This is a genomic window from Phytoactinopolyspora halotolerans, assembly GCF_010550675.1.
Taxonomy (GTDB): domain Bacteria; phylum Actinomycetota; class Actinomycetes; order Jiangellales; family Jiangellaceae; genus Phytoactinopolyspora; species Phytoactinopolyspora halotolerans.
This window is the reverse complement of the sequence record NZ_JAAGOA010000003.1, coordinates 406,215-420,206: the sequence shown is the minus strand read 5'-3', so window position 1 is coordinate 420,206 and position 13,992 is coordinate 406,215. Positions and strand designations below refer to the sequence as shown.

The window sequence follows — 13,992 nt, the reverse complement described above, 5'->3', positions numbered from 1 at the left end:
ACGATCACCGCCAGAGTCGCTACTTCAACGCCTGATCCAGGTCGGTGAGGAGATCGTCGACGTTCTCGATCCCGACCGACAGCCGAACCAAGTCGCCCGGCACTTCGAGAGGAGACCCAGCCGCGCTGGCGTGCGTCATCCGTCCCGGATGCTCGATCAACGACTCGACGCCGCCCAGCGACTCCCCCAGCGTGAACACACGCGCGCGGTTGCACACTTCGACGGCGGCGTCCTCACCATCCGCGACCCGGAACGAGATCATGCCGCCGAAGCGGCGCATCTGCCGCCCCGCCACATCGTGTCCAGGGTGGCTGACCAGGCCGGGGTAGAGCACCTCGCGGACGCGGGGATGCCCCTGCAGTACCTGGACGATCCGCTCGGCGTTGTCGCAGTGACGATCCATCCGCACCGCCAGCGTCTTCAGCCCGCGCAGCACCAGCCACGCGTCGAACGGGCCGGCGACCGCCCCGATGGCGTTCTGGTGGTAAGCGAGCTCATCGCCCAATTCGGCGCTGGCGGCGACCAGCGCGCCACCGACGACGTCCGAGTGGCCACCGCAGTACTTGGTGGTCGAATGGACGACGACGTCCGCCCCCAGCCGCAGCGGCCGCTGCAGATACGGCGTCGCGAACGTGTTGTCCACCACCAGGAGCGCCCCCGCGTCGTGTGCGATGCCCGCGAGAACGGCGATGTCGGCGATGTTGAGCAGCGGGTTGGTCGGAGTCTCGATCCAGACCACCTTGGTCTCCGGCCGCAGCGCCGCCCGGACCGCGTCCACGTCGGACACCGCGACGGCCGACCAGGACACCCCCCAACGCTCAACCACGCGGCTGATCAGGCGGTACGTGCCTCCGTAGGCGTCGTCCGGGATGATGATGTGATCGCCCGGATTGAGCACCGTCCGCAACAGCGTGTCCTCCGCCGCCATCCCACTCGCGAAGGCGAGACCACGGGAGCCGTCCTCGAGGGAGGCCAGACACTCCTCCAGCGCCGTGCGCGTGGGGTTCGCGGATCGGCTGTACTCGTATCCACCGCGCAGACCGCCGACACCGTCCTGGGCGTACGTGCTGGTCGCGTAGATCGGGGGAACGACCGCGCCAGTCTGCGGGTCCGGCTCCTGTCCAGCGTGAATGGCTCGCGTCTCGAATTCGTGCACGAGGTGGACACTACGCCGTCGGCGCCTCGGCGTGCACATCACTCGGCTCGATTCCACCGCGCGTCGACCGTTTCGCCTCGTATGACGACGGACGTACGGCCAATCGCGGGAGCAGGGCATGCACCAACGGCCCGATGCTGACCGCGTACAGCACGGTCCCGACGCCGACGGTCCCGCCCAGGAGCCACCCGACGGCCAGCACAGTCATCTCGATCGAGGTCCGGACCACACGCACCGACCCACCGGTACGCGCCACCAGACCGGTCATCAGGCCGTCCCGCGGCCCCGGCCCGAACCAGGCGCCGATGTACGCCGCGGTCGCCACGGCGTTCAACACGACACCTGCCACCATGAACGTGGCACGTAGCGCCAGGGCGTCCGGCTGGGGAAGGAACCACAGCGACGCATCGACCGCGAGCCCGATCACGACGACATTGCTGACCGTGCCCAGACCGGGACGCTGGCGCAACGGTATCCACGCGAGCAACACCACCGCCCCGACGAGAATCGTGACGATCCCGATCGACATCGGTGTCCAGATGGCGATGCCCTGATGGAGCACATCCCACGGGTCCAGGCCCAGGGTGGACTCGATCAGCAGCGCCATGCTGAACCCGTAGAGGACGAGGCCGAGATAGAGTTGCACGAGCCGACGCGTCAGCCTGCGGCCATGGTCCACCGGTACGGGCTCCACGCCCCCTTGCGGGCCGTCGTCCGGGCCGCGGCCGGACGTGGGATTGTCATCAGCGTTGTTCTCCTGCACATCGCCACAGTGCCGGATATTGGCCTTAAATTCTATAGCCAGTTGTGAAATAGTGGCATCATGCGAACCATAAGTGGCCATCATCTGGCCCGGGCACTCGGTGACTGGTCCCGCGCCGACGCCAGCGGACCCGCCTATGTCCGGCTCGCCTCGGCCGTGCGCATGCTGATCTTCGACGGTCGGCTCCCGCTCGAAGCCAGGCTCCCCGGGGAGCGAGAGCTGGCGACCGCCCTCGGCGTCAGCCGCACCACCGTCACCGCGGCGTACGACCTGCTCCGCGACAGCGGCTACGCCCGCAGCCGGCAGGGTTCCGGCACCCGGACCACGTTGCCGGAGACCGGCGGCACCGATCCTGCCGGCGGGTACTTCGCGCCGTTCGCGCCGGACGGCTCCGCAGTGGTGGACCTCGCCCACGCGGCCCCGGAGGCTCCCCTGCAGGCCTTGAACGAGGCGCATGCCGCCGCTACCGAGCAACTGCCCCGCTTCTTGACCAGCAGCGGCTACAACGTCTTCGGCCTCCCCGAGCTCCGTCGTGCCGTCGCCGATCGCTTCACGGCGCGCGGCCTGCCCACGACGCCCGAGCAGATCTTCATCGCCTCAGGCGCGCAGCACGCCTTCTCGATGGTGCTGTCGCTGTTGGTCCATCCAGGCGACCGCGTGCTGATCGACCACCCGACCTACCCGAACGCGATCGACGCGATCCATCGCGCCGCTGCCCGCGCCGTGCCCGTTGCACTGACCGACGACGGCTGGGACATCGAGGCATTCGCCGCCTCGGTGCGTCAGACCGCTCCGAATCTCGCCTATCTCGTGCCGGACTTCAACAACCCGACCGGGCACCTGGCCGACGACGACGTCCGCCGGGCGCTGGCCATACCGCTGCGCCGCGGCCGCACTCTGACCGTCGTGGACGAGACACTGGCCGAGTTGCCGCTCGGTCCCGCCGACGGCGAGCCGCCGGCCCCGTTCGCGACCTATGTCGACAACGGTCTCACGATCACCATCGGGACCATGAGCAAGACGCTGTGGGGCGGACTCAGGGTCGGATGGATCCGGGCCGAGGCGTCGATCATCCGCCGGCTGGCCGCGGTCCGCGCCTCGTTCGACATCTCCTCCCCGGTGCTGAACCAGCTGATCGCCGTCGAGCTGCTCAAACGAGCCGACGACGTGCTGGCGACACGCCGCGAGGACATCCGCACACGTCGCGATGCTCTGATGGCCGCGATGGGGCAGGCATTGCCCGAATGGCGGGCCAGGACTCCGTGTGGCGGCCTGGTCCTCTGGTACGACATCGGCGCCCCGGTCTCGACCCGCCTGGTGACCGAGGTGGAACGGTATGGCATCCGGCTCGCCGCAGGCCCTCGGTTCGGGATCGACGGCGCCTTCGAGCGACGGCTGCGGCTGCCGTACTCCTTGCCCGTGGAGACCTTGCGCCACGCGGTTCCGATCATCGCGCGGGCCTACGCCGCCGTCGCGGACAGCACCGGCCACGTCACCGATGGGCTCGGCGACCTGGTCGCCTGATCGCCACCGTACCCGGAACAACCTCTGCCCGGGATACGTTGCTGGAAGTGACTGCGATGCCGCGGGGGTACGCGGCGGCCGGTGGTCCGGTCCGATCAGCAGGTACTTGGCGGTATCGCAGAGGCTCGGTGTCAGAGTGGAACCGACGCCGCTGTGACGTAGAGAGGTGATCGGATTGTCCCTGTTCGGCTTGTCCGCCAAGGCCCGTCAGATCAGCGCCGACGAGGCGCTCCCCGGCCGCGACACGCGCCCGTTTGCTCTCGCCGGCACCCATACGGTCCTCGGCACGCAGATCGACGCCGAACCCCCGGCGGGCTACGCGGAAGCGGTGTTCGGCATGGGCTGTTTCTGGGGCGCGGAGCGTGAGTTCTGGCAGATTCCGGGGGTGTGGACGACGGCGGTCGGCTACGCCGGCGGGTACACACCGAACCCGACGTACGAGGAGGTCTGCTCGGCGCAGACCGGCCACGCCGAGGTGGTCCGCGTCGTCTTCGATCCCGCCCAGGTCAGCTACGCCGACCTGCTGAAGACGTTCTGGGAAGCCCACGATCCCACTCAGGGAATGCGCCAGGGGAACGATATCGGCACCCAGTACCGCTCCACGATCTACTGGACCACCGAGGCGCAGCGCGACACGGCCCTCGCGTCGCGTGACGCTTATGCCCAGCGCCTCGCCGACGCCGGCCACGGCGCCATCACCACAGAGATCGCCCGCCTCGGCGAGTTCTACTACGCCGAGGACTACCACCAGCAGTACCTCTCCGACGCGAAGAACCCGAACGGCTACTGCGGCCTCGCCGGCACCGGCGTATCCTGCCCGGTCGGACTCGGCGTCCAGGAGTCCTAGCCGACGCGCGGCGTCCGCACACGCAGACGCACGGCGGCAGGAAGAATACCGCTCCGCAGCGGTGGGCGATCTTGACAACAAGATCGCCCACTGGATAGATTTCCGGCTCCCACTCGCCTGCATCCCGGTTCTCGGGATTGCCGTGGCCAGGAGACGGTGCCCATGTTCGCTTCGTCCTCGCGCGGATAGCGTCATGCGTGACAAGCCGAGCCGGGCAACCAGGCAACTACGAGCATGGCTCGTAGTGGTGACGCTGGTCTGGATCCTGCTCGGCGTCGGACTCGCCGCCTCCGACTCGCGTGACTACGACCGGCTGGTGGACGAAGCCGGCGCGACGGATGCTGACTTCGCCGCCGTCGCGGTCGTCCTCACTGTCGTCGCCGTACTCGCCTTCGGTGTCTTGTTCAGGCTGACCAGCGTGGCACGCTTGCGCACCGGGGCAGTCCTGGTCTTCCTCGTGCTGGCCGGCTACGTCCTGCTCGGCCTGTTCATGACCAGCGCCGCCGGGCAGGCTTCATGTCCGTCGCTGGGCTTCGGATCGACGCATTGCCGATCGGTGCAGGATTCGTATGAGACCGGCGGCTGGGTGATCTTCATTCTCGCCTGCGTCTCGGCTGCCTTCGTCCTGATCTTCATCATCGTGGCAGGAGCCCTCAAACAGGACGTGCCGTCCGCGGCACCCAGCACCCCAGGCGGGCCCCCACCGCCGCCGCCTCCACCCTCGCCGGTGTCCCAGCTGGTGCATGACCTCAAGGAACTCGCCGCGCTCCGCGACGCGGGAATCCTCACCGAAGAAGAGTTCCAGGCGAAGAAGAGAGAACTCCTCGACGGGAACCCGCCCGCGGCGCGCTAGCCCGCCATATGGCCGAGCAGGTCCGCCCGGGTCACGACTCCGGCGGGCTTTCCGTCCTCGACCACCATCAATGCGTCGCAGGACTTGAGCTGCTCGAACGCCTTGGACACCGGTTCTCCCGAGCCGAGCATTGGCAACGGCGGCGACATGTGCATCTCCACCCTGTCCGTCAGCGACGCCACGCCGGTGAACAGGGCGTCCATCAGATCACGCTCCACCACCGAACCGGCCACCTCGGCGGCCATCACCGGCGGCTCGGCTCGCACCACCGGCATCTGGGAGACGCCGTACTCACGGAGGATCCCGACCGCGTCCGCCACTGTCTCGTTGGGGTGGGTGTGCACCAGGGCAGGCATGTCTCCGCCCTTGCCGCGGATGACGTCGCCCACCGTGGTGCCGTCTGCCGGCGGCAGGAAACCGTAGGACATCATCCAGTTGTCATCGAAGATCTTCGACATGTACCCGCGGCCGCTGTCCGGGAGGAGCGTGACGATGACGTCGTCGGGTGACGCGTTCCGGCCGACCCGGAGTGCTCCCTCGACCGCCATCCCGCACGACCCGCCCACCAGCAGACCTTCCTCTCTGGCGAGGCGGCGGGTGCAGGCGAACGAAGCCTGGTCGGAGACCGCGACGATCTCGTCGCAGATCTCCCGGTCATAGGTGGCGGGCCAGAAATCCTCGCCGACACCTTCCACCAGGTACGGGCGGCCGCTGCCACCGGAGTACACCGAGCCCTCCGGATCGACGCCGACGATCCGCACCCTGCCGCCGGACACCTCCTTGAGATAGCGGCCGGTACCGCTGATGGTGCCCCCGGTGCCGATGCCGGCGACGAAGTGCGTGATCCTGCCCTCGGTCTGTTCCCACAGCTCGGGCCCGGTCGTCTCGTAATGCGACCGGGGGTTGGCAGGGTTGGAGTACTGGTCGGGTTTCCACGCGCCGGGGATCTCCTTCACCAGGCGGTCGGAGACCGAGTAGTACGAGTCGGGGTCCTCCGGTGGCACCGCCGTCGGGCAGACCACGACCTCCGCGCCGTACGCTTTCAGGACGTTCCGCTTGTCCTCGCTCACCTTGTCCGGGCATACGAAGATGCACTTGTAGCCGCGACGCTGGGCGATCAGCGCCAGGCCGACCCCGGTGTTCCCACTGGTCGGTTCGACGATGGTGCCACCCGGGCCGATCTGGCCGGCCTCTTCCGCGGCTTCCACCATGCGCCGTGCGATGCGGTCCTTCACCGACCCACCCGGGTTGAAGTACTCGACCTTCGCAAGCACCAAGGGAGGGATGTCCGCGGCAAGGGTCCCCAGCCGCACGAGCGGCGTATGGCCGATGAGATCGACGACGTTCTCGTAGTACTCCACGCTCCGACTCTACGGCTTCAGTCGGCCGCCGCGCCCGTCGATCCCGCGCGTCGCGACAGACGCGATGACACGGCATCGGACGGATGTGATCCAGCTGACCGTCCGGACGGATATGAGTTGTCGGCACAGCGAGCTAGATTTGCTGCATGGCGGGCCTGATCAATGCGCACAATGCACGACGTATCGCACGGGCCGCCGCGTACGGTGGCGGCGGCGTCAGTCTTCTCAGCGCGTCCTTCTACGGACTGCTGCGGCTGCAGGCACGGGTGGCGCGGCGGACCATCACCGGCGTACCACTGAGCGGCCCGCCGCAACCGGATGCCGTGTATGGCATGTACCAGGGCCAGCCGATCTCGTTCGTCGTGCTCGGCGACTCGTGCGCGGCAGGATACGGCGCGCCCACCCCGGAAGAGACGCCCGGGGCGCTGCTCGCCTCCGGGTTGGCCGAGATCGCGGAGCGGCCGGTGCAGCTCACTACCGTTGCCAAGGTGGGTGCCCGCAGTGCGGACCTCTCCGACCAAGTGGACAAGGCACTCGTCGCCGACCCGCAGGTGGCGCTGATCATCGTCGGCGGCAACGACGTCACGAACAAGGTTCCGCCGGCGGAAGCGGTTCGCAGCCTGATCCAGGCGGTGCGCCGGCTACACGACAACGGCTGCGAGGTGGTCGTCGGCACCTGCCCGGACCTCGGCACGATCAAGCCGATTCAGCCGCCGCTGCGCTGGCTGGCACGCCGGTCGAGCCGGAACCTCGCGGCTGCGCAGACCGTCGCGGTGGTCGAGGCGGGGGGAAGGACGGTCTCACTCGGTTCCATCCTCGGGCCCGAGTTCGCCGCCTCGCCGGCGGAGTTGTTCAGCGACGATCAGTTCCATCCGTCATCGGCCGGTTACGCCCATGCCGCCGCGGCCATGCTGCCGTCCCTCGCCGCCGCGCTCGGCCTATGGTCGGAAGAGGAAGAAGCGCTCGAGCCTGTGCGTGGCGACAGCGTGCTGCCGGTCTCGGTCGCGGCTGCCGCCGCGGCGGACGAGGCCGGGACGGAGGTCGCGGCGACCACCGTCGACGGACGCGGCAGCGGCCCGCGCGGCCCATGGGCACTGCTACGCAACCGCGGCCGGGCCGGCGCCGGGGACGATGCCCCGTCGGCCGGACCCGCCGGCGACGAGCCGACGGATGTCGTCGTGCGCTAACGGGTGTCCGTCGTGCCGCGCACGGCCGGTCGGATCATCGACCACGTGCGCGGCCCGCCGTGGGGCAGCACGTATTCGGACATGACGGTGAATCCGAGCCGCGCATACAGCTCGACATTGCGCGGGTCGGATGTCTCCAAGAACGCCGGTGTCCCCGCGGATTCCGCCGCCCGCAGTCCCGGTTCGATGACGGCGCGGCCCAGCCCCTGACCCTGCCGGTCCGGTGCGACACCGACCGATCCGAGGAACCAGGTCGGGACACCCGGCCGATGTCGAGCCATCTCGTCATCACAGGCGGCGTACGTCCCGGCTCGGTCACCTGCGAGGTCGGCGAACAACGGAGCCAGCTCAGTGAACACCTGCCCGGCGGTCTCAGCGGTTTGCGGCGTCGTCCACACCGACACGGCCGCGGCGTCGTCGGTCATCCACACCCGGCCGTACGGGATCCCGATCCGCTCGACGAACAGCCGGTTGAACTTCTCCAAGCGATGAAGATGATCATCCGCGCTGATCACATGCCGGGTGAAGGAGTAGTCGGCAAAAGCACGGGTCAAGGTCTGGGCCAGCGCACCCACATCGACCGGTTCCGCGAGCCGCACCGTCGGCGCACACACAGATGAATCTCCTCGTCCACATCGGTGTCGCTCCACAGCACGCTACCTCCCACCTGCCGTTCACGCGTCGCTCGCTCGGTGGGTCCGTCCGTGGCGACGTCCAATGCGGGAGCGATCCTTGTTGTTTCGCACGTAAGGATCGCCCGATTGGGCTTGTGTGGACTCGTCCAGTGAGGCAGAGTCGTGTTACGGAGCCCTCACGAGACAACGGAGGCCGCTATGAGCCTGAACCACTCCGAGGAAACCCATCGAAACCTCGTCGCCCGCGTCCCCAGCGCGACCGGGCGTGAGCTACGCGAATGGTTCACGGCACTAGAGGACGGCCCGTCGTTCCTCCGATTCGATGATCGAGTGCGCTGGCTCCGCAGCGAGCACGGACTCTCGCACGGCCACGCGACCGCCATTGTGCACGAGCACGCGCTGCGCCGCGCGGCGCGCTCGTTCGAGTAAAACCACCGCCGCACCAGCAGCCGCCACCCGTCCTGGGCCGCAGCGGCTATGGCTATCATGCGCGGCTTGCGCGGCCGATCGTCGTCGTCATGACTTCCGGCCAAACAGGGTGCGGCGTCCGGCCCGCGAGCGCACGTGTTTCGGGTGGGCCGTGCGCGAAACGGGCAGGCTCACACGACAACGGCGGGTGCCCCCGGTAACCGGGAGACACCCGCCGTGCTTCGGTGCGATGGAGTGGACTGGCCGCGCGGGAGCACCGGCGGCCGGGTGGAGGCGTTACTCGCCTCGAAGAATGGCCAGCAGACGCAGCATCTCGATGTACAGCCAGACCAACGTGACCGTCAGGCCGAACGCCGCGGTCCATGCGTACTTCGATGGAATGCCCTGCTGAACGCCCTTCTCGATGAAGTCGAAGTCCATGATCAGCATGACCGCCGCCAGCGTCACGGCGAACAGGCCGATCGCCACTCCGAGCCAGCCGCTCCGGAAGCCGAAGGTACCGTCGGCGAAACCGAAGATCTGGGCGAACAGGTTGAACACCACGAAGACGAGGTAGCCGCCGAGCGCCATCATGGCGCCACGCTGGAACTTCGGCGTCACCCGCACCCTGCCGCTGCGGTACAGGAACAGCGAGACGGCGAACACTCCGACCGTGCCCATCACCGCCTGCGCGACGATGCCCTGCAGGTTCGATCCGCCCTGCTCGAAGCTCATGGACTCGAACATCCAGCTGATTCCGCCGACGAACAGCCCCTGCAGGGCGGCGTAGGCGAGGATCAGCGGCGGGCTCGGCTCCTTCTTGAACGCGTTGACCAGACCCAGGACGAGGCCGCCGATGAAGCCGACGAAGAACAGCTGCGGCTGCCACCACCCCACAACCGCGAAGGCGACCAGCACGCCAAGAGTCGCGCCGGTGCGCATCACCACGTCGTCATAGGTCATCCGCCCCGTCTGGGTCGGCGTGGCCGACGGCGCGGCATACATCTCCTCAAGCCGCTCCGCACTGGGCGCGGGGGCCTCGTAGGCAGCCGAACGGCCGTTGAAGGCCGCGGCCCGCCCGAATACCGGATTACTACTCTGCATCGATCTCCTCCAACGCGCGCCTCAAGGCACTTAACGTGTCCGTTTCTACTGTACAGACAACGGTTCCCGTTTCCCTAGGCGCCCTACACATCTGTATGAATGCTCCACGACGGTGTTCCATTCCCGACATGGTGATCACGGAGCAGCGGTGGTCTCGCCCGCGATCACCCGCGGCGCTGGGCCCTCCACCACTCCGGACGGCACGAATTCCCCATCGACGATCGCGTCGAGCATCGTCACCGCCCGCGATCCCAGCTCGTACATCGGCATCCGCACCACGGTCAGCCGCGGCCGGACCATCGCGGTCGCCACCGTCTCGTGGTAACCGATCACAGAGACGTCGCGGGGCACCACGATGCCGGCATCCCGCGCCGCGGCAAGCACACCGATCGCCGTCGTACCGTCGTCGACGACGAGCGCGGTCGGGGCATCCCGGCGACGCTGCACGACGCGCGGAGCGACCATGGTCGAGAACGCCTCGTATCCGTGCTCCGCGGCGTGCTCGCAGAGCACCGGTGGACGAGGCGCCAGACCGTGCGACTGCAGCGCCGCCACATAGCCCTGATAGCGGCGCCGACCACCCGAGGGGTCCGGACGCACGTCTTGTCCGCCCAGAAAGTCGATCTGCTCATGCCCGAGCCCGATCAGATGCGCCGTCGCGGCCTGGACCCCGTCGGCATCGTCCACAGCCAGCCAGTGCAGGTCACCGGGGGCTTCCGGGTCGAGGAAGACGACCGGAATCCGGCGCCCGGCGACGTCGGACAGCACCGCCGGTTCCAGAGCCGACCCACGGCGTGCGATGACACCGTCCATGCTGTTGTGCGCAAGCAGGCGCTCCAGCATCACCCCGCCCGACGCCCGCTGTCCGGCGTCGCCGAGCACGATCGCGATCCCTCGCTGCTCGGCGCTGTCATAGATTCCGCGCAACACATCCGCCAGAACCGGATCGCCGAGCTCCGGCACGACGACGGCCATGACATTCGTCCGCTGTGCCCGGGTGGATCGAGACGTCGGATTCGGGCTGTAACCGAGCTCCTCGATCGCCTCCGCCACCCGGCGTCGGGTGTCCACACTCATCCGGACGCTTTTGCTCCCACGCAAGTAGGCCGAGACCACGGGCACGGAAACGCCCGCCCTCTGCGCCACCTCTCTCAGAGTCGCCACGGGCGAAGCCTACCCAGTGGGTTTTCCGCCCTTACGCAGGGAGAACGTCCTGCCGCGGAGGTCCGCGGGGAGGTTCGGCGGACCGCGCCTGGCCGCGTTTCGCCGGGTCGCGCGGCACACAACGGGCGCAACCCGGATCTTGACAGCGCTATGCCACGGCAGATGCGTGCGCGCCGCCGCCCGGCGCGATCAACCGTCCGACGGGCGGCCGTCACGCGGTCCGAAGACGGTGACCGCCTCTGCGTCCGAGGCGACCGCGAGAACGTAGTCCTCGACCCAGCTGCGGACATCCGGATAGCCGCTGGCGGCGACGGTCCGCTCCGCCAGCCACTCCAGGTCCACGCTCGTACGCCGGAGTTCCACGACGCCATCGCGCAACAACGCCCACTGCGGGCCCGGCCGGCCGTACGGCATCCCTACGCTCCCGGGGTTGACCACCAGTCGACGGTCGACCAGGCGCTGGAACGGCATGTGCGTGTGCCCGCAGACCACCGTGTGCACGTCGTCGTCGAGCGCACCGAAGACCTCGGACCATCGCGCCAGCGAGCTGTCCACGAGCACGACCTCGTCGTCGTCGCGCGGCGTGCCGTGGCAGAACACCACCGGGCCGAATCCATCGACGTCGAGGCGTACCGGATGCTCCAGCGCACGCAACAGTTCCACCTGGTCGGCGCGGAGCTGCCGCCCGGCCCACTGCGACACGTCGATGTCGCAGGGTTCGCCCTCGGCGACCCGGACCAGTTCACGATCGGCATTGCCCCGGACCCAGACCACCCGCTCGCCCAGCGAGACCAGCGTGTCGAGTGTCTCGACCGGCACCGGTCCGGCGGCGATGTCTCCGGTGAGGACGATCCGGTCGACCGTCGCCACGTCGGGTTCGGCCAGCACCGCTTCCAGCGCGGGCAGAGCGCCGTGGACGTCGGACAGAACAGCTACGCTCGCGACCATGGAGTGATCATCACAGTGCCCGCGGGAACGGACAACCGTCGTTCGCGCTCAGCGAGCGCGAACGCTCACTGCGCACCTAGGACGGCGGGACCGCTACGCAGCCGGAACCCTGCGACATCCTCAACTCTTCTCGAAGGATATCGAGATACGCGCAGCCGTCGCGCTCGTTCGGCTCGATCGCGCCGCCCTCGTGCCATTCGTTCCAGGCGTACACGTAGAGCAGGTTGTCCACCTCAGGCGGCCGCGTCGACGCCTGCATGTCGGCGCGGACGTTGTGGACCGCCTGCCGGAACCCGTCCATCGTGTGGTCCGGCATCCAGCGGATGTCGTCCACGTTCGGCGTCTCGATCGGGTATCGCGGGCGTTCGTCGAAGTCGGACATCACGCACCGCCCGTAGGCGCCGGGGGCAGCGTCGTAGAACGAACGTTGCCGCTCGAGGTAGCGCCGGTACGATTCCGCCTCGACCGCCGGTCCATCCGTGGTGCAGTACGCCGCATCGCCGCCCGCGTTGCGCACCTGTCGCGGATCGAAGCCGCCCTGGTTGATCATCACGTAGATGTTCTCGTCCAGCCGCTGCCGGGCCTTCTGCCGGACCGTCGATATGAACTGCGAGATCTGCGCGTTGCTGCCGTCGCCGATGCCGCGAGCGTCGCAGATGTTCAGGATCTTGCGGTCGTCGTTGGTACGCAGCGTGTTCTCCTGCGACAGGTACGTGTCCACCAGAACGTCGGCAACGGCACCGAACTGCTCGGGCGGGATGCGCAGACCGCCGAAGGGGTGCGCGCACAGGCCGACGGTGAAATCGATCTCGTCCTTGTTGTCCGCGGCGAGGAAGGCGTCGAGCGCGGCGTCGGTGACCTGCCCCTGCTGTGTCTGGGAGTTCCAGTACCAGTAGAAGCTGAAGAAGCTCAGTCCGGAGGACGTGGCCTGGTCGATGTGTTTCTCCAGCGTCTCCGGGTGGGAGTCGTCGTAGTAGCCGATCGACGGTTTGAGGTAGGAGAAGTCCGTGTCCGGCCAGTTGTCGGTGGCGTAGTGGTGACCGTCGTAGAAATCGCGGACGCCGCCCCACCAGTCACCCTCGCGCCCGTACACCTCTTCCGTGCGTCGGATGGTGTTCTGGTGGCCATCGATGTTGAACATGCCGAAATACACCGCCCCGGCGCGGACCCAGTTCTCGTGTACGTAGCCGACCGGACCGTCCAGTGTGTAGCCGGCGTTCTGCAACTCGGCCGTACGCGGCTTGAGCGCGAGCCGCCATTCCTTGCCGTTGGTGAACCTGCGCAGCTCCACCAGGCCCGGCCCTGGCTCGGTGTAGAGGTGCGCAGCGATGCCTTCGTACACCCAGCCCTGTCTGATGAGCCGGTCCCGCTCCGCCTTGCCGGCCGTGAACAGCCATTTCGAGGCGGTGGGGCTGGGTTTGAGGCGATACATAGGCTTGGACCCGGTGAACGGCTCTCGCGGCAGGTAGCCGATCTGCCCGGGGGTACGGGTCATGCCGTTCGCGGCCGCCCCGCGGGCCTCGGCCGCGTCGGCCGTGTAAAGCCGGCCGCTTCCGCCCTTGGACACCAGCTCGACGAGGGGGAGCGGCTCCGCGTCCTCGGCCGCGAGGGCGTCCGCGGCCTGCTCGACCATGGCGTCGTGGACCGTGGCCAGAGCGGAGTAGGCCGACACCCCACTCTCCTGCTGCTGGCTGTCCGGACGTGGCGCTGACGCCTGCGACGCCGTGCCCGGCGCGGCGCCGACCGTGATCAGGGTCGTGATGGTGGTCAGCAGCGCACCGGCGGCTGTGGCCGCGGGCGCCGCGCGCCGGCTTCCCTTGCGGCGGCGCCCGCGCATCCGGGCCCACCTGGCGCGGGCGCGGGTCACGTCGTCAGCGGGCACATCTACTCCTTGACCTATCGGCTCTAGTGACGGGCGGGCCTTGTGGCCCGATCACACTCGTTGACCGGCAGCCAGGCTAAGCGCCGACGCTTACACCGTTCTTTCACGGCGTCACGGTGCCCCGATACAGGACGCCGGATCAAGAAATCGGATAGGTCGT

The 13,992-nt window shown here is 68.3% G+C and carries 13 protein-coding genes; 5 read left to right on the top strand and 8 right to left on the bottom strand.

Annotated elements, in window-relative coordinates; translation table 11 throughout:
- Positions 1-19: 19 nt before the first annotated feature.
- Both G1H10_RS06395 and yczE read right to left on the bottom strand, forming a co-directional pair.
- Positions 20-1,195 carry a cystathionine gamma-synthase gene (locus G1H10_RS06395; RefSeq protein WP_163734281.1) on the bottom strand — a complete coding sequence of 392 codons (1,176 nt, stop codon included), beginning with the start codon at positions 1,193-1,195 and terminating at the stop codon, positions 20-22.
- On the bottom strand, positions 1,167-1,763 hold the full coding sequence (gene yczE / locus G1H10_RS06390; RefSeq protein ID WP_376778576.1) for a membrane protein YczE: 597 nt from the start codon (positions 1,761-1,763) through the stop codon (positions 1,167-1,169). The genes G1H10_RS06395 and yczE overlap by 29 nt, the downstream gene beginning before the upstream one ends.
- A gap of 216 nt (positions 1,764-1,979) precedes the next feature.
- On the opposite strand from yczE, the gene yczR reads away from it, so the two are divergent.
- The 3 genes from yczR (at position 1,980) to G1H10_RS06375 (ending at position 5,143) form a co-directional block, all read left to right on the top strand.
- Positions 1,980-3,443 (top strand): MocR-like transcription factor YczR, encoded by a 1,464-nt coding sequence (gene yczR, locus G1H10_RS06385; protein WP_163734280.1) that lies wholly within the window; start codon positions 1,980-1,982, stop codon positions 3,441-3,443.
- Positions 3,444-3,609: 166 nt separating this feature from the next.
- Positions 3,610-4,290, top strand: coding sequence for a peptide-methionine (S)-S-oxide reductase MsrA (msrA, locus tag G1H10_RS06380; RefSeq protein ID WP_216852955.1), 681 nt, complete (start codon positions 3,610-3,612; stop codon positions 4,288-4,290).
- Positions 4,291-4,483: 193 nt separating this feature from the next.
- A complete protein-coding gene (locus G1H10_RS06375; RefSeq protein ID WP_163734276.1) occupies positions 4,484-5,143 on the top strand; it encodes an SHOCT domain-containing protein in 660 nt (219 codons plus the stop codon).
- Here the strand turns inward: G1H10_RS06375 and G1H10_RS06370 are convergent.
- Positions 5,140-6,504, bottom strand: coding sequence for a cystathionine beta-synthase (locus tag G1H10_RS06370; protein ID WP_163734272.1), 1,365 nt, complete (start codon positions 6,502-6,504; stop codon positions 5,140-5,142). The two genes, G1H10_RS06375 and G1H10_RS06370, sit on opposite strands and share 4 nt — an antisense overlap.
- A 146-nt stretch (positions 6,505-6,650) precedes the next feature.
- On the opposite strand from G1H10_RS06370, the gene G1H10_RS06365 reads away from it, so the two are divergent.
- Positions 6,651-7,691, top strand: a complete 1,041-nt coding sequence (locus G1H10_RS06365) for an SGNH/GDSL hydrolase family protein (RefSeq protein WP_163734269.1) — start codon at positions 6,651-6,653, stop codon at positions 7,689-7,691.
- On the opposite strand, the gene G1H10_RS32805 is transcribed toward G1H10_RS06365, so the two are convergent.
- Positions 7,688-8,305, bottom strand: a complete 618-nt coding sequence (locus G1H10_RS32805; RefSeq protein ID WP_216852954.1) for a GNAT family N-acetyltransferase — start codon at positions 8,303-8,305, stop codon at positions 7,688-7,690. The two genes, G1H10_RS06365 and G1H10_RS32805, sit on opposite strands and share 4 nt — an antisense overlap.
- 219 nt (positions 8,306-8,524) lie before the next feature.
- Between G1H10_RS32805 and G1H10_RS06355 the strand changes: the two genes are divergently transcribed.
- Positions 8,525-8,755, top strand: coding sequence for a DUF4287 domain-containing protein (locus G1H10_RS06355; RefSeq protein ID WP_163734266.1), 231 nt, complete (start codon positions 8,525-8,527; stop codon positions 8,753-8,755).
- A 276-nt stretch (positions 8,756-9,031) separates the two neighbouring features.
- Here G1H10_RS06355 and G1H10_RS06350 read toward each other — a convergent pair whose 3' ends face one another.
- From G1H10_RS06350 to G1H10_RS06335, 4 genes are all read right to left on the bottom strand, one after another.
- Complete coding sequence (locus G1H10_RS06350) at positions 9,032-9,838, bottom strand: Bax inhibitor-1/YccA family protein (protein WP_163734263.1); 807 nt, start codon at positions 9,836-9,838, stop codon at positions 9,032-9,034.
- Between the two features lie 135 nt (positions 9,839-9,973).
- Positions 9,974-10,984 (bottom strand): LacI family DNA-binding transcriptional regulator, encoded by a 1,011-nt coding sequence (locus tag G1H10_RS06345; RefSeq protein ID WP_312856541.1) that lies wholly within the window; start codon positions 10,982-10,984, stop codon positions 9,974-9,976.
- Between the two features lie 207 nt (positions 10,985-11,191).
- The gene (locus tag G1H10_RS06340) at positions 11,192-11,950 is read right to left on the bottom strand and encodes a metallophosphoesterase family protein (protein WP_163734256.1); all 759 of its coding nucleotides are present in this window, start codon (positions 11,948-11,950) and stop codon (positions 11,192-11,194) included.
- Positions 11,951-12,026: 76 nt separating this feature from the next.
- On the bottom strand, positions 12,027-13,832 hold the full coding sequence (locus G1H10_RS06335; RefSeq protein ID WP_163734254.1) for a glycoside hydrolase family 99-like domain-containing protein: 1,806 nt from the start codon (positions 13,830-13,832) through the stop codon (positions 12,027-12,029).
- Between the last annotated feature and the right edge of the window lie 160 nt (positions 13,833-13,992).